Annotated in this window: 14 protein-coding genes; 12 read left to right on the forward strand and 2 right to left on the reverse strand. The window is 51.4% G+C overall.

Features of this window, described 5'->3' with window-relative positions:
- Nucleotides 1–167 precede the first annotated feature (167 nt).
- From rocD to HRM2_RS11760, 10 genes are all read left to right on the forward strand, one after another.
- Nucleotides 168–1,355 carry an ornithine--oxo-acid transaminase gene (gene rocD / locus HRM2_RS11715; protein WP_015904221.1) on the forward strand — a complete coding sequence of 396 codons (1,188 nt, stop codon included), beginning with the start codon at nt 168–170 and terminating at the stop codon, nt 1,353–1,355.
- Between the two features lie 24 nt (nt 1,356–1,379).
- The gene (locus tag HRM2_RS11720) at nt 1,380–5,684 is read left to right on the forward strand and encodes an amylo-alpha-1,6-glucosidase (RefSeq protein ID WP_015904222.1); all 4,305 of its coding nucleotides are present in this window, start codon (nt 1,380–1,382) and stop codon (nt 5,682–5,684) included.
- A gap of 2 nt (nt 5,685–5,686) precedes the next feature.
- Nucleotides 5,687–8,242, forward strand: coding sequence for an alpha-glucan family phosphorylase (gene glgP, locus HRM2_RS11725; RefSeq protein WP_015904223.1), 2,556 nt, complete (start codon nt 5,687–5,689; stop codon nt 8,240–8,242).
- A gap of 90 nt (nt 8,243–8,332) precedes the next feature.
- On the forward strand, nt 8,333–9,841 hold the full coding sequence (locus HRM2_RS11730; protein ID WP_015904224.1) for a glycogen synthase: 1,509 nt from the start codon (nt 8,333–8,335) through the stop codon (nt 9,839–9,841).
- A complete protein-coding gene (locus HRM2_RS11735; protein WP_015904225.1) occupies nt 9,807–11,840 on the forward strand; it encodes an alpha-amylase family glycosyl hydrolase in 2,034 nt (677 codons plus the stop codon). Before HRM2_RS11730 ends, HRM2_RS11735 begins: the two co-directional genes overlap by 35 nt.
- Nucleotides 11,841–11,951: 111 nt before the next feature.
- Nucleotides 11,952–12,395 (forward strand): PilZ domain-containing protein, encoded by a 444-nt coding sequence (locus HRM2_RS11740; RefSeq protein ID WP_015904226.1) that lies wholly within the window; start codon nt 11,952–11,954, stop codon nt 12,393–12,395.
- Between the two features lie 13 nt (nt 12,396–12,408).
- Complete coding sequence (locus tag HRM2_RS11745) at nt 12,409–13,464, forward strand: AAA family ATPase (protein WP_015904227.1); 1,056 nt, start codon at nt 12,409–12,411, stop codon at nt 13,462–13,464.
- Between the two features lie 16 nt (nt 13,465–13,480).
- Nucleotides 13,481–14,104: an arylesterase gene (locus tag HRM2_RS11750; protein WP_015904228.1), complete on the forward strand. Its 624-nt coding sequence runs from the start codon at nt 13,481–13,483 to the stop codon at nt 14,102–14,104.
- Nucleotides 14,104–14,763 (forward strand): ABC transporter ATP-binding protein, encoded by a 660-nt coding sequence (locus HRM2_RS11755; RefSeq protein ID WP_015904229.1) that lies wholly within the window; start codon nt 14,104–14,106, stop codon nt 14,761–14,763. The genes HRM2_RS11750 and HRM2_RS11755 overlap by 1 nt, the downstream gene beginning before the upstream one ends.
- On the forward strand, nt 14,763–17,336 hold the full coding sequence (locus HRM2_RS11760; RefSeq protein WP_015904230.1) for an ABC transporter permease: 2,574 nt from the start codon (nt 14,763–14,765) through the stop codon (nt 17,334–17,336). The genes HRM2_RS11755 and HRM2_RS11760 overlap by 1 nt, the downstream gene beginning before the upstream one ends.
- Before the next feature lie 4 nt (nt 17,337–17,340).
- On the opposite strand, the gene HRM2_RS25205 is transcribed toward HRM2_RS11760, so the two are convergent.
- A complete protein-coding gene (locus tag HRM2_RS25205; RefSeq protein WP_015904231.1) occupies nt 17,341–17,871 on the reverse strand; it encodes a hypothetical protein in 531 nt (176 codons plus the stop codon).
- An 81-nt stretch (nt 17,872–17,952) separates the two neighbouring features.
- The gene (locus HRM2_RS11770; RefSeq protein ID WP_015904232.1) at nt 17,953–19,350 is read right to left on the reverse strand and encodes a CDP-archaeol synthase; all 1,398 of its coding nucleotides are present in this window, start codon (nt 19,348–19,350) and stop codon (nt 17,953–17,955) included.
- Between the two features lie 148 nt (nt 19,351–19,498).
- On the opposite strand from HRM2_RS11770, the gene HRM2_RS11775 reads away from it, so the two are divergent.
- Together HRM2_RS11775 and HRM2_RS11780 are read left to right on the forward strand one after the other, a co-directional pair.
- A complete protein-coding gene (locus HRM2_RS11775; protein ID WP_015904233.1) occupies nt 19,499–20,326 on the forward strand; it encodes a SagB/ThcOx family dehydrogenase in 828 nt (275 codons plus the stop codon).
- An 81-nt stretch (nt 20,327–20,407) separates the two neighbouring features.
- Nucleotides 20,408–20,923 (forward strand): ferritin-like domain-containing protein, encoded by a 516-nt coding sequence (locus HRM2_RS11780; RefSeq protein WP_015904234.1) that lies wholly within the window; start codon nt 20,408–20,410, stop codon nt 20,921–20,923.
- The last annotated feature ends 9 nt before the right edge of the window (nt 20,924–20,932 follow it).

Here is a 20,932-nt window from a genome sequence, read left to right on the forward strand (position 1 = left end):
CAACGTTTTAAATGAAATATGTGTAGAAGTACTACCACTGGAGGGGTTTTAAATTTCGTTGTGACCGAGGGCAGAGACGCTGTTCCGGCCATGCCGTTTAAACGGGTCGTTTCAACCTTCCTTTTTTACTTGAATAGAATTGAAATTTTAGCAACAGGACACTTACAATGGATTATCTGGAAATTGAACAAAGGCTTGGCGCAAATAACTACAAACCCCTGGACGTTGTTTTAAGCAGGGGGCAGGGCATCTGGGTCTGGGATGTAGATGGTAACCGTTACATGGATTGTCTGTCTGCATACTCTGCCGTGAATCAGGGCCACTGCCATCCTAAAATCGTCAAGGCCCTGACCGAGCAGGCCGCAAAGCTGTCTTTGACCTCACGGGCCTTTAGAAATGACCAGCTTGGACTATTTTACAAGGAGTTGTGTGAACTGACCCACTCCCACAAGGTGCTGCCCATGAACAGCGGGGCCGAAGCCGTTGAAACGGCCATTAAAACCGTTCGAAAGTGGGGATATAAAACCAAAAAGGTCGCGGAGAACAAGGCTGAGATCATTGTATGTGATAACAATTTCCACGGCAGAACCATCACCATCATAAGCTTTAGTTCGGACAAAGGAGCAAGGGACGGGTTTGGCCCCTTTACCCCTGGGTTTAAGAGTATCCCCTTTGGCGATGCTGGGGCGTTAAAGGCAGCCATCAACGAAAACACCATAGCCTTTATGGTTGAGCCCATCCAGGGAGAGGCAGGTGTCATTATTCCGCCTGAAGGATATCTCAGGGAGGTCCGGCAAATCTGTACGGATAACAATGTTGTTCTCATCCTTGATGAGATTCAGACGGGTCTGGGTCGGACGGGCAAACTTCTGGCCGAAGCCCACGAGGGGATAGAGGCAGATATGACGCTGATCGGCAAGGCGTTGTCCGGGGGACTTTATCCGGTGTCAGCGGTACTGTCCAACACTGAGATCATGGATGTTCTTAATCCGGGCGAGCACGGGAGTACCTTTGGAGGAAACCCCCTGGCATGTGCCGTTGCAAGGGTGGCTCTCAAGGTTCTGGTCGAAGAGAATATGATTGAGAATTCAGCTGTAATGGGAGACTATTTTCTAAATGGTTTAAAATCCCTCAAGAACCCTTTTATCCGTGAAATCCGAGGCAGGGGCCTGATGATTGGTCTTGAATTTGAGCCTGGAAAAATAAAGGCCAGAACCTATTGTGAAGCCCTCAAGGAAAAAGGGTTATTGTGCAAAGAGACCCATGAGAATATCATTCGATTTGCTCCGCCCCTGGTGATAAATAAAGAGGACATTGACTATGCCCTCGCGATTATTCAGGAAGTTATCGGTTAGATTTAAACATACGGGGGTCCAGCCATGAACGTTTCGGAAATGATTTCACAGCTTCCCAGACCCGGCACATCCCGGGTGATGTTCTGCGGGGATGTCCTGACCTTTACCCTTTCCATTCCCTCCAATGTCAGTGGAATGGCGTGGATCAGGACAAACCTTGGCCGGGCTTCCATCGCCAGGAACGAAATTATTGATGAAGTCGATCGTAACGAAATTAAACTTGACGAGGCCTGGCATGACATTCAAATGACCCGTCAGGGTCCGGCCGTGTTCGCCATTACACTGCCCCTTTCGGAAACCGGTCACTTCAGGGCAAAGTGTTTTTTCTGGGCCGAAGACAGCCATGCGCCGGTGTGGCCGCCGGGCGAAGATACCATCATTAACGTGGAACCTGCCGGTACCTGCTGCGCCAATATTGTCTATAACGCCTTTGTGAGGCAGTTCGGTCCTACTCGATCCCAGGGGCAACCCCTTGCACAAGAGGAGGCCGACTGCATCCAGTGCCTTGACAAAAGAGGGTATGCGGTGATTCCCAGCTCGGGAAAATTTCGGGACCTGTCCGGTGAGATAGATTTTATTCTCACACATCTGGGCTGCCGGGCCATTCACCTGCTGCCCATCCATCCAACCCCCACGACCTACGGCCGTATGGGTCGGTTCGGCAGCCCCTATGCAGCCTTGAATTTCACCGATGTGGATCCGGGACTTGCCGAGTTTGATTCAAGTGCCACCCCCATGGAACAATTCTCAGCCCTTGTGGATAAAATTCATTCCTGTGCCGGTTACCTTATCCTTGACATCGCCATCAACCACACAGGCTGGGCAGCCTCCATCCATGAAAAACATCCTGAGTGGCTGGTTAGAAATAAAGAGGGGGAAATTGCGGTTCCAGGTGCCTGGGGAGTTCTGTGGGCGGATCTGACCCGGCTGGATTATTCCAAAAAAGCCCTGTGGCAATACATGGCAGACATCTTTCTTCTATGGTGCACCAGAGGTGTTGACGGATTCAGGTGCGATGCCGGGTATATGATTCCGGTTCCTGCCTGGGAATATATTGTTGCAAAGGTAAAAAAAGAATATCCAGACACCCTGTTCTTCCTTGAGGGGCTCGGCGGCCCCCTGGATGCCACCTGTGATATTCTCAGCCAGGCCAATTTCAACTGGGCCTATTCCGAACTGTTCCAGAACTATGACCGAAAGGCTGTGGAAGCCTATCTGCCAACGGCCATTTCAATATCTGAGAAATTCGGCCATATGATCCATTTTGCCGAGACCCATGATAATCAGCGGTTGGCTGCCACCTCCACTCGCTATGCTAAAATGCGCACCTCCCTTTGTGCCCTTTTTTCAGTTTGCGGCGGTTTCGGCTTTGCCAACGGGGTGGAATGGTTTGCCACCGAAAAGATAAACGTCCATGAATCCACCTGCCTGAACTGGGGGGCAAAGATCAACCAGACCGATCATATTCGGCGGTTAAACCTTATTCTCAAGACCCACCCAGCCTTTGCAGATAATGTCAGCCTGGACCTAGTGCAAACGGGTCAGGGAAACTATCTGGTCCTTTGCCGGAGGATTGCAGCAACAGACAGGGAGATCATCGTAGTTGCAAACCTTGACTGTAAAATGAGCCAGACGGTCCTATGGCAGGCAAGGCATCAACCAGAGGGAGTTCTATTCGACCTTGTGACTGAGCAACAGGTGGTTGCCAAACTTGAAGGAGAGATCCTCAGTGTTGAAGTTGAACCGGGCCGAGTGATGGCCCTGACCCGGGACAGGCAGGATATAAAACGGCTTCAAGCGGCTGACCTGAAAAATGATCCCATCCCCTGGCGGGTGGTTCGTCAAAAGCAGGTCGCCTGTGCCCTGAAGATCGTCACGACCCTTGCTGGGTACGGGGATGTGTCTGGTCTGGATCTTGACTATGAGGCAGATGCCCTGGTTGCCGACCCTGTGGCGTTTATTAGATCCTTTAACCCGGACGGAAACGAAAGCCGGGTGGTGGTCTGGGAGTGGAACAGGGATGTTCGAAGACAGGTCATGGTGCCCCATGGTTTTTTCCTCATGGTGGTTGCACCCGCTAATTTCAGGGCTGAGATTAGAACCCGGACCCAGGGTACCGTTCGTACCCTGGAGCAAAATGAGGCCCTGGCCACCCGGGATGGCCGGTTCTTTGCCGTTTTCCTTCCCTTTGACACCCAGGGCAGAGTCATGGAACACACTTTGAAAATAAGGGTCTTGGGTGCCAAGGGTACCCAGAAGGCCAAGGCACCCCTTGTTTTTCTGCCAGGCTCGGGAACTGCCTTTGTTTCGTCAACGCACACCCGCAAGGCCATTGCAAAGAATCCTTCCCTAAAACTTCTTGGCGTAAATCATCGGGGGGCAATGATGCGGGCCTTTGCCTGGTGGGGCAGGCTTGAAAGCCGTTACGATGCCTTGCTTGCAGCAAATATCCAGCCTGATTTTCCAGAGGAAAGATGGATGGCCCTTACCCGGTTTAGAATCTGGGCCACGTTCCAGGGATATTCAAGGGAACTTACCCTTGACTGCCTGGAATCATTTACCTTTTCCTATGGGAACAGGGGACTCTGGCGCTTTCGATTGCCCACAAGTGAAGGCAGCCATTGTCCAATTGAAATAGCCCTTAAAATGGTAGATCAGACCAACGCCATTGAGATGGATATCACACGACCGGCAGGTTCCCCGCGTAGGAATCCCCTTGGGGATGATAAACAGGTTACCATCATCATCCGCCCGGACCTTGAACACCGCAGCTTCCATGAAACCGTCAAGGCGTGGAAGGGGCCTGAAAATCAGTGGAAATCGTCAATTTCCATGGTGTCGGGCGGGTTTTTATTTGCCCCTGATCCCAATCACTGTACCCTTGGGGTAAAAGCTTCGGACGGCACCTTTGTATGGGAACCTGAATGGCAGTATATGGTGCACCGTTCCCTTGATGCTGAAAGAGGCCTTGACCCGGATTCAGATCTGTTCAGCCCCGGATATTTTATTGCGAATCTTGGAGGCAGGGATACCATCCGTATTTCTGCCCGTGTGACCTGCGGTAAGGGTCCGGAACGGGACGACATCCTTACCGGGTCGGATGGGCCTGACACTGAATTTGTCAGGGGGTGGCCGCTGCCTGAAGCCCTTACTAAAAGCCTTGATGCCTTTCTCGTGGACAGGGCAAAGGACAGGAGCGTCATTGCCGGATATCCCTGGTTCCTTGACTGGGGCAGGGACAGCCTCATTTTCAGTCGGGCCTTGATTCAGGGGGAACGACTGGTCGATGCCAAAAAAATCCTCAGGCTGTTTGGCCGGTTTGAGGCGAACGGCTCACTTCCCAATATGATCAGCGGTAATGATGCCAGGAACAGGGAAACATCGGATGCTCCCCTGTGGTTTATTGCAGCAGCAAGGGAGGTGGTGGAAAAGGAGGGTGGGGCCCTGCTTGACCAGACCCTTGGCGGCCGAACCTTTAAAGAGATCCTTGTTTCCATCGGGGACGCCTATGTCCGCGGCACGCAAACCGGTATCGCCATGGACCCTGAAACCGCCCTGGTTTTCAGCCCGTCCCATTTTACCTGGATGGACACCAACTTTCCCGCTGGAACACCCAGGGAGGGTTACCCCATTGAAATCCAGGCCCTGTGGGCCTACAGCCTTGAGTTCCTGGCAAAGATCGATCCCAACGGAACCCAGGCCTGGGCCAGGCTTGCCGACCAGGTCAAAGATTCAATTAAAACGCTTTTTTTCATGGAATCCAGGGGCTATTTCTCAGACTGTCTCCACACCCGGGGCAAGGCCCCTGCGGGCAGTGCCGTGGTCGATGATGCCCTGAGACCCAATCAGCTTTTTTTGATCTCCCTCGGGGTGATCCGGGATAAAGATTTGTGCATCCCGGCCCTTGAACATTGCATGGAACTTCTGGTACCCGGTGCTATCCGGACCCTTGACGACAGCCCGGTGGATCTTCCCCTGGTCATTGAGGGCCCGACAGGCCCCTTGAATGACCCCCATCGTCCCTATTGGGGACATTACATGGGAGATGAGGACACAAGAAGAAAACCTGCCTACCATAATGGAACGGCCTGGACATGGGTGTTTCCCGTGTTCTGTGAGGCCTGGGCAGAAACCTTTGGCAGCAAAGGGGCCATGACTGGAATTTCATGGTTGACCAGCAGTGTAAAACTCATGGAACAGGGGGTCGCAGGCTTTGTTCCTGAAATTGTTGACGGGGATGCGCCCCATGCACCAAGGGGTTGTGATGCCCAGGCCTGGGGGGCAAGCGAACTGTATCGGGTTTGGCATAAACTTTCATTGAGGAGTTGACGATGGAGAATTTACAGGTTTTTCAGGTATGTCCATCCATACCTGAACCGGTGCGGTTTCTTGATTACCTGTCTAAAAATCTCTGGTGGTGCTGGAATCATGATGCGATTGAGCTTTTCAGACGGATCAACCCGGTTCAATGGGAAGCAAACCAGCGAAACCCTGTTGCCTTTCTGGCATCCATCTCCCAGCGGCGGTTTGAGGCTTTTGCCCGGGACGACGGTTTTATCGGCCACATGGAACAGGTAAAGGCAAGGTTTGAAGCCATGTTTTCCTTTGCACCGGGCTTTGAAAAGCTTGAAGTCGGGTCCACCCAGACCATTGCCTATTTTTCCATGGAGTTCGGAATCCACGAATCTTTGCCCCTGTTTGCCGGCGGACTTGGTGTTCTTGCCGGAGACCATCTCAAGGCATCTTCTTCCCTGGGCCTTCCCCTCACAGGTGTGGGGCTGTTGTTCCGGGGGGGGTATTTCAGCCAGGTGTTTGACCTTGAGGGGTGGCAGCAGGAACGCTACCCTGAAATTGATATTTTTGATCTGCCGGTCCAGCGGGCCCTTGACAGCCAGGGCAACGAGGTCTGTGTGACCGTTGAAAGTCCCCATGGAACGATCAAGGCCCAGGTGTGGCAACTAAAGGTAGGCAGGTTGCGCCTGCTTCTCCTTGACACCAACCTTGTGGAAAACAGCCCGTTTATCAGGGATATAACGGCCCGCCTTTATACGAGCAACCTTGAAACCAGGGTGGCCCAGGAGGTCCTGCTCGGTATTGGAGGTATGCGTGCCCTTGAACGTCTGGATATCTTTCCTTCGGTGATCCACATGAACGAGGGCCACTGTGCATTTGCCGGACTTGAAAGAATCGTCCAGATCATGAAAAAATTCCATGTGAACATGGACGCTGCCTTTGAAACATGTAAACGAACCAGTGTGTTCACCACCCATACCCCTGTTGCGGCAGGTCATGATGAATTTCCGCCGTCCCTTGTACTTCCCTATGTTCGATCCTTTGCCCGAAAATTCAACATCACCGAGGTTGACCTGCTCGGCTGGGGGCAGATGAACCATGGGGATCAAAACAACGGTTTTTTCTACATGTGTGTCCTGGGTATTAACCTTTCGGGTTATCTCAATGGGGTAAGCCGTCTCCATGGAACCGTGGCAAGGAAGATGTGGACGGGTATCTGGCCTGGACGGCCCGTGGACGAGGTGCCCATCACCCATATCACCAACGGGGTTCATATCCTCTCGTATATTTCCCAGCAAAAGGCGGCCTTGTTTGAACGATATCTGACATCTGACTGGGCAGGCATCAACTGCACCCCTGAAATGGTCCAGCGGATAGACAACATCGACGATGAAGATCTCTGGCATGTGCATGGCATTGACCGTTCCCGACTCATCCGTTTGTGCCGAAAAGTGATGTTTGAAAAATATTCACGACGGAATGCACCAAGGGATGTCCTGGATGCGGTTTCGTCGGTTCTTGACCATAATGTACTGACCATCTGCTTTGCCCGGCGATTTGCAACATACAAACGTGCTGATCTTCTGCTCATGGATCCGGAACGCCTTGAGGCCATGATTAATTCAACGACCCGCCCCATCCAGATTGTATTTGCCGGCAAGGCCCACCCCAACGATAATGAGGGCAAGCAGATCATCCAGAGAATCATGAACTTTGCCAAAAGGGATAAGGTGAGGCACAGGGTGGTTTTTCTTGAAGACTATGATATCAACATCGCACGCTACATGGTCCAGGGGGCCGATGTGTGGCTGAACACCCCGAGAAGGCCCAATGAAGCCTGCGGAACCTCGGGCATAAAGGCAGCCGTTAACGGCAGCCTCAACCTGAGCATCCTTGACGGATGGTGGTGTGAAGGTTATACTGCCCAGAGAGGTTGGGCCATTGGCGATAATTGCGATTACAAGGATACGGCCTATCAGGACTCCGTTGAGAGTCAGGCCCTTTACAATCTTCTGGAAAACGAAGTTATTCCCTGTTTCTATGACCGAAAGCGGGGTAATCCGCCGCAGAGATGGGTACAGATGATGAAGGAATCCATAAAAATGGCCCTGGGGGAATTTTCAAGCAACAGAATGGTCCGGGAGTATACCAACCGGTTCTACATCCCAGCTGCCTGCAACATGGCCAGACTCACGGCTGACAATGCCGGTGGCGCAATTGAACTTGCAAGGGGCCGACAACGGCTTAAGACCCTGTGGAAAAACCTACGGGTGATGAAACCCTCCATGCCCCCGGATACTGGGTTTAAGGTCGGTGATACCTTTACCCTTTCCACAACCGTTTTCCTTGGTGACCTTACACCTGAAGATGTGGAAGTCCAGATTTATTTCGGCAGGCTCAAATCCCTGGACCGCCTGGATGGTGGCAGGACCAAAACCATGACCTTAAAGGCGGAATCAGGGAAAAATATCTATCTCTACACCTGTGAACTGAACTGTTCGGATGCTGGCAGGTTCGGTTATACGGCCCGGGTGATTCCCCAGGGTGACGAAATCCTCAAGACAACCCCCGGTCTCATGACCTGGGCCAAGTGAGTGCAAAGAAAAAGACCGTGACTGTAAAGAAGAAATGACCATGTGTTCCAATATTTCACATGATATTATAAAGGAGTACAGGGAAATCACATGACGGTGAAAAGGAAACGTCCACGTGTTCTCATTGTGACACCCGAAGTGACCTATCTTCCCGATGACATGGGAAATATGTCCAACTATTCGGCTAAGGCTGGTGGTCTGGCCGATGTTTCCGCGGCCCTGATTTCGGCTCTGTTCGATCTTGGCGGAGACGTTCATGTGGCCCTTCCCGATTATCGATCCATTATCAACGGGTACCTGCCCGATTTTTTCAGCAGGGAAATGGACAGGATCAAGGCCCGGCTTGAGGATAAACGAATTCATCTTGCCGAAGACAGAATCTTTTACTATCTGACCCATGTGTACTCGGGTTATTCCGACATCAACCTTAAGGTTGCCCTGGCCTTTCAGAGGGAGGTGATGAACAACATCATCCCACGTGTAAATCCTGACATCATCCACTGTAACGACTGGATGACAGGTCTTGTACCGGCCATGGCAAGGCAGATGGGTATTCCCTGCCTGTTTACTGTCCACAACATTCACACGGTCACAGCGACCCTGGCCGAGATCGAGGATCGCGGCATAGATGCAGCCTCGTTCTGGAACCACCTCTATTTCAGAAACCCGCCGGGAAATTATGAGAATGCAAGGAATCAAAATGCTGTGGATTTTCTAACCTCCGGGGTTTTTGCGGCCCACTATGTCAACACGGTGAGTCCGACCTTTTTAAAAGAGATCATTGACCAGCGCCACTCGTTTGTGGAGCCCTGCCTGCGCCAGGAACTTGCCAACAAGTTTCACGCCGGGTGTGCAGACGGGGTGTTGAATGCCCCTGATCCAGAGTTCAACCCGGCCATTGACGAAATGATTACCCACAACTATGGTCCCAAAAATCACCGGGAAAAAAAACGGCTCAACAAACGTTACCTCCAGGAGCTCCTGGGCCTTGAACCCGACGAGACAGCCCCGCTGTTTTTCTGGCCCTCCCGCCTGGATCCTGTTCAAAAAGGATGTCAGCTTCTGGCTGATATTGCCTTTGCCGTAATCCAGCGGTACTGGAAAGAAAACCTTCAGATGGTGTTTGTGGCAAGCGGGGAGTATCAAAGACATTTCAGGGATATTGCCAACTTTCACGGGATTAAACGCCGAATGAGTGTCAATCAGTTCAGCGAAAGTCTCTCCCACGAAGCCTTTGCCGGTTCTGATTTTCTGTTTATGCCATCACGGTTCGAACCCTGCGGGCTGCCCCAGATGACAGGATGCATCTACGGTACGCTTCCCATTGTCTATGACACGGGCGGACTCCATGATACCGTGAAACACCTGGATCTCGACAACAACCGGGGTAATGGCTTTGTTTTCAATGTCCACGATGCAAACGGTCTCGCCTGGGCAATTGACCAGGCCATGGCGTTTTATCGGCTTGACGGGGATGCCAAGGAGGTTCAGATTCGACGTATCATGACTGAAGGCGTACTTGAGTTCAACCATACAACCTGTGCTGAAAAATATATAGGACTCTATGAAAGAATGCTGCAAAGACCCATGTTCCCCTGATCCTGGCATTTTTCGGGACAGTTTCCTCCTGCCCCACAGGGAGGAAATTCTCAGGCGGATCGGACATTGTCAACAAAAATACGAAAGGATCACCCAAAAAGGCCACAGATCCCTTGAAAAATTTGCCATGTACCACAAGGAATTCGGGCTCCATCGTCTCAACAGCGGCTGGATCTTCCGGGAGTGGGCGCCCAATGCCACGGCCATCCATATCATCGGGGAGATGACCCAATGGCAGATTGATCCAGAATTCTGCCTTGAACGTAAGACGGCCGATGGCGTGTGGGAGGCAAGTTTCCCTTTGGGAGCATTTTTTCACAAGGCTCTTTACAGGCTGGTTGTCACCTGGAAAGGGGGCAGGGGGGACAGGTTGCCGACAGCTGTCACAAGGGTTGTCCAGGATCCGGATTCCCTGATATTCAATGCCCAGGTGTGGGAACCAGAAAGCCCCTATATGTGGCGTCACTCCTCTCCTGATCCTGCCGATCTTTTTATCTATGAGACCCATGTGGGCATGGCCCAGGAAACGTGGGGAGTGGGAACCTTCAAGGAGTTCGAGACCCGGGTGCTGCCAAGGATCAAGACTGCAGGCTACACTGCCATCCAGATCATGGCTGTTCAAGAACATCCCTATTATGGATCGTTCGGATACCATGTTACCAATTTTTTTGCCGTCTCCTCTCGATTCGGAACCCCTGAAGAGTTTAAAAGTCTTGTGGATGCAGCCCATGGCTTGGATCTTAAGGTGTTCATGGACGTTGTCCACTCCCATTCATCCTCAAACGAGATCGAGGGTTTGAGCCGCTTTGACGGGAGCCTGGATCAATTTTTCCATTCCGGGGACCGGGGAATTCACCGATTGTGGGATTCCCGCTGCTTTGATTATGGCAAACCCATGGTCCTTAACTTTCTTCTTTCCAATCTGCGCTACTGGATCGAAGAATTTCACCTGGACGGTTTCCGGTTTGACGGGGTGACAAGCATGCTGTTTTACGACCATGGCCTTGGCCGGGCCTTTACCTGCTATGATGACTACTATGGCAACTCGGTTGATCTGGATGCCCTTGCCTATCTCTATCTTGCCAACCGTTTTGTTCACGCCATGATCCCAAATTGCGTGACCATTGCCGAAGAGGTGAGCGGCTACCCTGGCATCGCAACCTCCCAGAGCGACGGGGGAACCGGGTTTGATTATCGTTACGCCATGGGTATCCCTGATTTTTGGATTCGCCTGTTAAAGGAGTACCGGGACGAACAATGGCCCCTTAGCCTTCTATGGCAAGAGCTCAACTCCAGGCGTGAAGACGAACGAACCATCTCCTACGCCGAATCCCATGACCAGGCCATGGTGGGGGACAAGACTCTGATGATGCACCTCATGGGAAGGGCTATCTATTCGTGCATGGAACGAACCAACACCTCCATCACAACCTTTCGTGCCGTGGCTCTCCACAAAATGATCCGGCTCATCACCCTTGCAACGGCAGGCAACGGTTATCTCAACTTCATGGGCAATGAGTTTGGCCATCCGGAATGGATTGATTTTCCAAGCGCTGCCAATAACTGGTCATATCAGCATGCCAGACGCCAGTGGTCCCTGGTGGACAATGAAGATCTGATGTTCTCCTGCCTTGCCCGGTTTGACAGAGCCATGGTCAAAACGGCAAAGGACCACGGGATTTTGAACGCTTCCCGGGCTAGGCTGATTTTTGTCCATGAGGCAGACAAGACCATTGGATTCATGAGGGCAGGAATGATTTTTGTCTTTAATTTTCACCCAGATAAATCGTTTGTTGATTACCCCGTCAATGCACCTACCGGTAGATTTAAAATGGTCCTTGACACGGATGCCACAGGGTTTGGAGGCCATGGGCGGCTTAGGGCTGACCAGGTTCATCTTACCCTCAAAGGGGGGGCGATCCAAAACGACAATTCACAGCTGAGTCTCTACCTTCCGGCCCGAACCGCTATTGTCCTGGCCCCTGGGAAGGGACAGTGAGGATTTCTCTTGCCTGTTATTTAATGCTGTTATATAGTTCAACTTCAATACAGCATGGGTACTGGATAAACGGACAGGGTCATGCAACATTAACTATCATGGGGTGGGACCATGGAAGATGAACTTGGAGAGTCCATAGAATTTCAAGCACTGAACGATGATTCACAATCGACCAGTCAGGTTCGCAATTTTTTTCGCGTGCCTCTTAATAACCCTGGAAAATATGTAGTCGTTATCAAAAATTTTCCATATCCCCTTTTGGATATAGCCAATGGCGGGGTTGGTTTTGAGGTCTCATATGAGCCCGGATTCACACCAGGTGACATCCTTGAGACATGCCTGTTGGATCTTGGGGGTCAGGTTTTTGAGGGTCTCAGGGCCGAGGTAGTCCACCTCTCTCCTCTAAGTGATACAACCTGGAAATGTGGTATTCACTGGGTAGACCTGGCGGACAATGTCGTCAGAGAAATGACCGCCATTGTCCAGAATTTTCGAAAAGAGCTGTTTACAGACAGCCGTACTTCACTGGACCAGGATCTGGAGTTGAAGCGTTGAAAAAGGAGGAGTCGTGACCCTTATTGTCTGTCCCCATTGTTCCAGAAGGCACCGTGTAAACATTGACACTATTCCGGAAGGAAAGACCATTGTTGCCAGATGCAAGGCATGTGGCCATAAATTTCCAGTAGAAGTAGATAAGCTCAGGCTGCAGGCCCAGACCCATGGAACCAGGCCGACACCCCATACACCAACCCCTGAAATATCAACCCCTGAAAAAATAAAACCTGAAATTTCAAAACCGGAAACATTAGAACCAGAAATAACAAAACCAGAGCTATCAAAACCAGAACCGCCAGAACTGATCAAAGCCGCAAGAAAAATATGTGTCTCCCTCAGCAAAGGCGGCGTTGGAAAAACAACAACTTCCGTAAACCTCGGGGCAGGGCTTGCCCTTGCCGGATACAGGGTGCTGCTTGTGGACACCGATACCCAGGGGCAGTCCGGCTATGTCCTGGGCAAGCGAACAGGCGTAGGGCTGACTGAACTTTTGACAGGGGAGCTTACCCCGGACGAGGCCATTGTCCAGGTACGAAAAAATTTCTGGCTTCTGGGGGGGGGGAAATCCCTTGCCGGGGTCAAACGAATCATTGACCGAAAGAGTTTCGGCGCCGAGTGGACCCTCTCCGAGGCGCTTAAGCCCCTTGAGTCAAAATTTGATTTTATCCTCATCGACACCTCACCTGGATGGGATCAACTGACGGTGAACGTGCTGTTTTACGCCACTGAAATACTGATTCCCGTGGCCCTTGAAGTGATGCCCCTGCATGGACTGTCGGAATTCATGAAAAGCCTTCGTTCCATCCAGAAATATCGCAAGGAAGTGTCGTTGAAGTATGTGGTGCCGACCTTCATGGATACAAGGGTTAAAAATCCCCAGATTATATACGATAGACTTAAGAAACTTTATCCCAAAGAAATCTGCAAACCTATCAGGTACAATGAAAATTTCAGTGAAGCGCCTTCGTTCGGCAAAACTATTTTTGAGTTTGCCCCGGGATGCTCAGGTGCAGTTGACTACCGGGAACTTGTCAGAAGGGTCACCATGAACGACTCCCTGCTTCAGTAAAAAAGGGACACAGCCCATGAAACCTTTGCCTTTTTTGCTTGCCGCAATTATCGTCCTTGCCGGCATCCGTGATCCCCTGTCGGCCCGGGAAAGTGTGACCCGAATTCTTTTTGTCGGCGATTCGATTACCGCAGGTTTCGGCGTCGACCCTGAACAGAGCTACCCAGTCCTTGTGGATCAACTGCTCCGCCAAAAGGGATTTAACAATATCGAGATCACCAACGGGAGCATCAGCGGTTCCACAACGGCCAGTGCCCTTTCCCGGCTCAAATGGTTTTTAAGAATTAAACCCCATATCCTGGTGCTGGCCCTGGGGGCCAATGACGGATTGCGGGGACTCTCCACCGTTGAAATGGAACAAAACCTGGACCGGACCATCCTCCTTGCCCTGGAAAACGGTATCCAGGTCATTCTTGCGGGCATGGAGGTGCCGCCCAATTACGGCCCCCGGTATTCAGCCGCATTCAGAAAGGTTTTTCCGTCCCTTGCAAGCCACCACAACATTGCCTTGATTCCTTTTTTACTAAAGGATGTGGCGGGTATTGCCAGCCTCAACCAGGCAGACGGGATCCATCCCAACCAGGCTGGGCAGGAAATTATTGCCACCACAGTGCTTCCCTATCTGCTGGATCAACTGTGATGCTCAAAATCGACGCATTGTGTAAATCCTATGTCCAGCCAAGATCCAGGCCCATTGAGGTACTCAAGGCAGTCAGCTTTGACCTTGCACCCGGTGAGACCTGCGCCATTGTTGGTCAGTCGGGCAGTGGAAAGACCACCCTTCTTTCACTGATCGCAGGGCTTGATACCCCGGATTCGGGCCGGGTGATGCTGGACGGTGAAGACCTGTGCGCCATGAAGGAAAACCAGCTGGCCCGGTATCGCGCGAGCAAGATCGGCATCATTTTTCAATCCTTTCACCTGATGCCCCATTTGACGGCCAGGGAAAATATCAGTCTGCCCCTGGAAATTCTCAAGCAGGACCAAATCGCCTGGAAAACCGATGCCATGCTCGAAAAGGTGGGGCTCAACGACCGCCGGAACCATCTTCCAGGCCAGCTTAGCGGCGGGGAGTGCCAGCGGGTGGCCATTGCCCGGGCCCTTGTCATTAGGCCTGCCCTGCTGCTGGCGGACGAACCCACGGGAAACCTTGACCTGGAAACCGGAGAAACCGTGGTGCGACTTCTGTTTGATCTGGTATCCCAGGAAAATAAAACCCTCATCCTTGTGACCCACAATCCCGACCTTGCCCGCCAATGCCAGCGTATCAAAACACTTGAACGGGGCAGGCTTGTGTGATGCTCTGGATTCGACTGGGTCTAAGGGAGATCCTCAAGAACAGGGGTTTCTCTGTTTTCTTTATCCTGAACCTCTCCATCGGCCTTGCCGGATTTATTGCCCTGGGATCATTTGGCCGCTCTTTGAGTCGCCACTTTGATGGGAATCTCAAGGACATCCTAACGGCAGACCTTGTGCTTTCAGCCGCTACCGAGCTGACCCCGGATGAGCTTGAACTGGCAGACCGGGTACTTGGAAATGACAAGCTTCAGGCCAGGCGCATCAGCTTTTACACCATGGTTAAAACCCCAAAGGATGCACGCCTCGTGCAGGTGATGGCCGTTGATGACAGCTACCCCCTTTATGGGGCATTTTCCCTTGAGGATAAAAAAAAAGGTCTCGATCTCCAGAACAGCCCGGGACTGCTCATGACCCGGGATACAGCCCAGGCCCTGGGCGTTGAAAACCAACCACACACCCCTTTGGAGCTTGGGAATAAATCCTTTGTTATCCAGGATTTTTTTTCCCAGGATCCAGACCGTTCCCTGACTGCCCTTGAATTTGCCCCGAGTATCTACATGGGCATCCATCAGCTTGCCGGAACCGGTCTCATGGGATTTGGAAGCCGGATTCGCCATTACTACTACTACCGGTTTACAGCAAAGGTTGATGTCCCTGCACTATCGGCAAAGCTTGACCAGGCCTTCTATGAAAAGAGCCAGGGTCAACCCAGAATCAGCGTGTATGACACAAGGGATGTGAACCGGCGCATTGGCAAACTCATCGGCTATTTTACCGGTTACATGGGGCTTGTCAGCGTGGTTGCCCTTTTCCTTGCAGGCATTGCAGCAGCTTACCTTTTCCGGGGTTACCTGAACCTCAAGCAGGGTGAGATTGCCGTTTTACTGGCTATTGGGGCAAGACAAGGGGAGATCTGCCTCTATATCCTGTTTCAGCTCATCCTCCTGGGGCTTGTTGCCTCGGTGGTCGCAGTTCTAATCTCTCTCCTGCTTGTCCCCCTGTTTCCCCTGATCTTTCAGGGATTGATTCCGGCCCATATCCGGCTGACTCTTGATCCCTCCACCCTGGTGTTAGCCATGGTCATGGGCGTTGCAGGAAGTCTTGTGTTCTGCCTGCCTGTTTTTGTTCAGATCTTTGGGGTGAAACCCATTGTGCTTTTCAGGAAAAGCCAGGCCGGGGAACAGAACGCTACAAGGCTTGCCCTGTGGCGGGGCCTGGGTTTTGTTCCCGGGATTATAGCGTTCTGGGCTGCATCAATCCTGGCGGCAGATTCTGTTGCCAGGGCCACTGTATTTGTGGCAGGGTTTGGCCTTGCCCTTTTTTCCATGGCTGTCCTTGGCCGGCTTGTTTTTTCCGGGTGCGGTTTTTTGTCCGCCACCCGATCTTTTATCAGAAAAATTGCATTCAGGAACCTCTACCGGAACAAGTGGTCTTCCCTTTCCTGCTTTGTCACCATCGCCATGGGCAGCTTTTTGATCTCAATGGTGCCCCAGATTCAAAATGGGCTTCAAACCGAGATCATGCGGCCGGAAGGGTTGAAAGTCCCGGTTTTTTTCCTGGTGGATATCCAGGAGGAGCAACGATCCGCCCTTGTTGAATTCATGGACCGTCAGGAAGGTCGATTGACCAACCTTTCTCCCATGGTCAGGGGGCGGATATTGACGAAAAACCAGCTTCCCTTTTATGGAAAACCCCAGGACCCGGATCCGTCCGGGAACAACAGTTCACGGACCAGGCCCTCGGGCCGGGGCCGCAGGCTTGAGTTTAATTTTTCCCATCGAACAGAGCTGGATGTTTCAGAAACCATTATCAAGGGAAGGCCCCTTTCCAGAACAATCTGGAATTTTGGCTCAGGATCACCCTTTGAGGTCTCCGTTGAAAACGCCTTTGCCCAGGAGTACGGGATACACCTTGGCGATACCATGGGGTTTGATATCCAGGGTATCCCCCTTACGGGAAGGGTGGTAAACATTCGAAAGGTCAGATGGAACAGTTTTCAGCCCAATTTCTTCCTCCTGTTCCAGGATGGGGTGTTAAACCAGGCCCCCAAGACCTTTCTGGCAGCCATCGCCCAGGTGGCGCCTGAACATCGCCAGGGGTTAAAACAGACGATCGTTACTGCCTTTCCAAACGTCTCGGTCATAGATGTAAGCCAGATGGCTGCCACCCTTATGAACATAACCGACAAGCTTTCCGTATCCATTGGCTTCATGGCCTGGCTTGCCATTGCAACGGGGCTTGTTTCGATTTTTTCCATTGCCCGCCACGAGGCCTGGATGAACCAGAGGCAGATCAATCTCTTGAAGGTGTTGGGCGCAGATTTTAAATTGATCCAGGGAATCACCCTGCTGGAATTCGGGTTCATGGGATTTACAGCATCCCTGCTTGCCGTTGGTTTGAGTTTTGGATTTTCAAGGGCTGTGGCCTGGTATTTTTTTGACAGTCTCTGGGCCTTTGACCTTTGGGGCTCTTTTGTGATCCTTTTCATGACAACGGCCATCTGCATGGCAACGGCCTCGATTGCTACCTTTAAGGTGATGAAGGTAAAACCTATGACCCTTCTTTCAAGTTAGGGCTTTAGGTGAGAACACTGACAATTGATCCTCCAAGTTCGCTGATTTTTTCATCTATGGTCTTTATTGCTTGTTCCATGGTTGCATAGCTGATGTCGGGAAGCTTTCCGCCCCAGGCTTTTTCAGCAGCCTCAAGGCCCTGAAGAACGCCCTGTCTACCCTGTTGGAGGCGATCAAGATCATCCCCGGACCCGGCAAGGACAAAATCAGCGATTCGCCTGGATGTTTTTGCAACCCCATAGTAACCGTTATCGCTGATAAGGGCTTGGGCATCCCCGGGGGTAATATTGGAAAAAGAAGGCGCATCATTGGCGGCATACGGCATATCTTTGGGGCTGAAATTCTCAAACCGGGCAAGGGTAGCCTGGTTCATTGTGGTCAGGCGTGTTGTTTCAATTATTTCAAATGAAATCATTCCCTGTTTTTTTGCAGAAGTTCGGCCGGCATAGTCCGTGGAAATAGTTTTGGAGGTGATGCCCTGATTTATGGTAAATAATTGTTTCTGAAAAACGCTGGTGGTGTTGTAGAGTTTCATGATCAATCCCCATCCCATGGTTTATTTGCCGCTACATCATATTTCGGATAAAGTGGATAAATACTGAAGCCCGGAAGCAACTTATAATTTTCGGGTAAGGGTTAGTATCACCACCTCAGGCGGGCAGTTGTACCGAACAGGAACCCCTGACGAACCGGCTCCGCAGGAGGTATATCCATGGGTGTTGCCATACCGCCATCTCCCGGAAATAAACTGCCTTGGAACCGGGCAGTGGCTGAACACCGGACCAAAAACAGGAAGACACACCTGGCCGCCATGGGTATGGCCACACAGGCAAAGATCAACAGGGTGATCCCCAAGGCCGTTAATGATTTCAGGGGAATGGGCAAGCAGGATGGAAAAGGCATCCCCAGGGACATCCTTCATGGTCGTGTCAAGGTCGTGGCACTGGTAGTAATGGGGATCGTCCACGCCGCACAAAAAAATGTTCTGGCCGTTTTTTTCGATCACCATGGATTCATTGATGAGCATGCAGATCCTGGCGTCTTCAAGATCTGGAGCGATCTCGATGCAGTCATGATTGCCAAGAATCCCAAATATGCCGTCCGTTGCATTGATCTCTTGAACCAGCGCCACCAGTTTCTTTTTAACCGCTCCATAGGGACCGTACATTTCCATGCGGTAATCCCCGCCAAGGAGGCAAAGATCCACCTTTTGCCTGCTTACAATTTTAATGAGCTGCCGGTCAAGGCCGTCAAGGCCGTCAATGTGAAGATCACTGATGAATAAAATCTTGTAACACTCAAAGGCTTCAGGAAGGTTTTTAAATGAAAAGCCCAGGCTTGTGACCCGGATGTTCAAGGCATTTTTCACTCCCCGGGTGTAGAGTCCTGAGAGTTTAAAAATCGTCTGCATGAATATCCGGTAGTAAATCACGCTTTCAAAGTTACAAAGCCTTGCCACGGGGGAGAGGGCAATATGGCAGGCCCGCCATTGTTTGAACCCGGTGTTTGATCGAACCACGGGTTTACCTGGGGGTTGGGATGGAAGAAAAAACCTGCAATAAAGCCTGGCACCGAAAATTCCCAGTACGACAAATACCGCCATCAAGGCGGCAAGGGTTCCCAGGGAGAGTCCATGGGTAACCTTGAACAGAACAAGGGGACAGCCTCCCTGGAACGCCTGGTCCAGGCCAGGAGATTCTTTGCCATCGTCCAGGCTGAATCGCCGCTTGATAAAGCTTGACAGACTATCTCCAGCCATTGAAAGTCCACCCGCGGCAAATCCAGTGGCCAATGAAAAATCAAGGATATAGCCCAGGAGAGCTCCGGCCAGTACGCCAAGGGCAAATCCACCCATGGTTTTATGGGATCCAAGCAGCCGTCGGCCATCAGAGAAATAACGGCCAAGATCCATGGGGGTTCCAAGTGATCTGAATGCTGACAAACGGGGCATCAGTACAGCAGGGGTTGCATTGATAACAACAAGAAGCAGGAGGATCTTGACATGGAGGATCATCGGTATGGTGCCCTGTTTTAAAGTTGATTTTTGCCATTGTCCATTACCTTTGTCCCAGAGTCAAGGGCTCTATAATGTTTCATTGCCTCCTTGCCAATTGACTGGATTTCAGATAGATTTGAGATTAATCAAAGCAAGGAGATGAACCATGATCGAGCAGGATCGAAATCTGTACAGATATTTTCTAAAGGACAGTATCCGGAAAAAAATCAATTTTGCACTTACCGATCAGAACCAGAAGGTTCCAGCACCCCCGGTTCAAAAAAATGTCCCACCGGATGCCGCCTGTATTCGACTGCCTGGACCAGATCCCTTGTCTGGATCTGCACCCGGGGCATGGAACAAAATTCCCGGGGTGGATCTTACCCGCGCCGTGAAACAACGCAAAAGCCGCCGAACCTATGAACAAACGCCCCTTTCCCTGGTAGAGCTTGCCTATCTTTTATGGGCCACCCAGGGCGTCAGGGGAAAGCCGGTCCAGGGCCATGCTTACCGAACCGTTCCTTCTGCAGGGTGTCGCCACGCCCTTGAAACCTATCTTGCAGTGCTTAATGTAGAGGGGTTGATGCCGGGTATCTACCGTTATCTTCCCCTGACCCACGGGCTTGTCTTTGAGTCTAAACAAAAGGATCTTGACCTGAGAATGGTTGAGGCCTGCTTTGGCCAGCCCTATCCGGGAAAGGCGGCGGTTACATTTATCTGGGCGGCTGTTCCCTATAGGATGGAATGGCGCTATGGCCTTGCAGCCCACAAGGTTATTTTACTGGATGCTGGCCATGTGTGCCAGAATCTATATCTTGCCTGTGAAGCCATCAATGCCGGGACCTGTGCCATTGCGGCCTATAACCAGGAAGAGCTGGACGAACTTCTAGGCCTTGACGGCGAGGATGAGTTTGCCATATACCTGGCGCCGGTTGGAAAACTCAAACACGAACCAGCACGGCCGGAGCAGGGAACAGGCCCACGGCCACAATGAATGATGAAACCCCCTGACTGAATTGTTTTGGAAATGGTTTCACATGGGAAAAACACACAGAAACATATTAAAGGAGATTGTATGACCAAATCAGCTCAGACTTCTGGAACCCTGGATATCTTAAAGCAGGCCATCATGCTTGAAAGGCGGGGGTATGCGTTTTACAAAAAGGTGGCCGACGAGGCCAAAGACCCCGTTGTGCAGTCTTTTTTCAACGATCTTGCAAAGGAAGAGGTATCCCATATAACCCTTTTGTCAGCCCAGTTCAAGGCCTACAACAATACCGGCAGTTTTAAAATCGATCTTTTTGACAGTAAAGAGGAGAGCCAGGTCTCTGATGCTGTCCTTAACAAGGAAATGCAGAAGAAAATCTCAGCAGCTGGTTTTGAAGCCTCTGCCATTTCTGCAGCCATTGCCATGGAGCAGCGTGCGGTTGATCTTTACTCAAAACAGGCAGGGGTTGCAACGGATCCTGAGGAAAAGAAAGTGTATGCCTGGCTTGCCGCATTTGAACGGGAACACTTGAACAGCCTTATGGCGATTGACCGGGCCCTGCTTGATGATGTGTGGGAAGACAACCATTTCTGGCCGTTCTAAATGGTGACC

The organism is Desulforapulum autotrophicum HRM2 (assembly GCF_000020365.1).
In the GTDB taxonomy this organism is placed as follows: domain Bacteria; phylum Desulfobacterota; class Desulfobacteria; order Desulfobacterales; family Desulfobacteraceae; genus Desulforapulum; species Desulforapulum autotrophicum.

Bases quoted from the DNA above. Each gene is read 5' to 3' on its own strand.
- rocD (WP_015904221.1), top strand. From the start codon at position 168: ATGGATTATCTGGAAATTGAACAAAGGCTTGGCGCAAATAACTACAAA.
- HRM2_RS11720 (WP_015904222.1), top strand. From the start codon at position 1,380: ATGAACGTTTCGGAAATGATTTCACAGCTTCCCAGACCCGGCACATCC.
- glgP (WP_015904223.1), top strand. From the start codon at position 5,687: ATGGAGAATTTACAGGTTTTTCAGGTATGTCCATCCATACCTGAACCG.
- HRM2_RS11730 (WP_015904224.1), top strand. From the start codon at position 8,333: ATGACGGTGAAAAGGAAACGTCCACGTGTTCTCATTGTGACACCCGAA.
- HRM2_RS11735 (WP_015904225.1), top strand. From the start codon at position 9,807: ATGAAAGAATGCTGCAAAGACCCATGTTCCCCTGATCCTGGCATTTTT.
- HRM2_RS11740 (WP_015904226.1), top strand. From the start codon at position 11,952: ATGGAAGATGAACTTGGAGAGTCCATAGAATTTCAAGCACTGAACGAT.
- HRM2_RS11750 (WP_015904228.1), top strand. From the start codon at position 13,481: ATGAAACCTTTGCCTTTTTTGCTTGCCGCAATTATCGTCCTTGCCGGC.
- HRM2_RS11755 (WP_015904229.1), top strand. From the start codon at position 14,104: ATGCTCAAAATCGACGCATTGTGTAAATCCTATGTCCAGCCAAGATCC.
- HRM2_RS11760 (WP_015904230.1), top strand. From the start codon at position 14,763: ATGCTCTGGATTCGACTGGGTCTAAGGGAGATCCTCAAGAACAGGGGT.
- HRM2_RS25205 (WP_015904231.1), bottom strand. From the start codon at position 17,871: ATGAAACTCTACAACACCACCAGCGTTTTTCAGAAACAATTATTTACC.
- HRM2_RS11770 (WP_015904232.1), bottom strand. From the start codon at position 19,350: ATGATCCTCCATGTCAAGATCCTCCTGCTTCTTGTTGTTATCAATGCA.
- HRM2_RS11775 (WP_015904233.1), top strand. From the start codon at position 19,499: ATGATCGAGCAGGATCGAAATCTGTACAGATATTTTCTAAAGGACAGT.
- HRM2_RS11780 (WP_015904234.1), top strand. From the start codon at position 20,408: ATGACCAAATCAGCTCAGACTTCTGGAACCCTGGATATCTTAAAGCAG.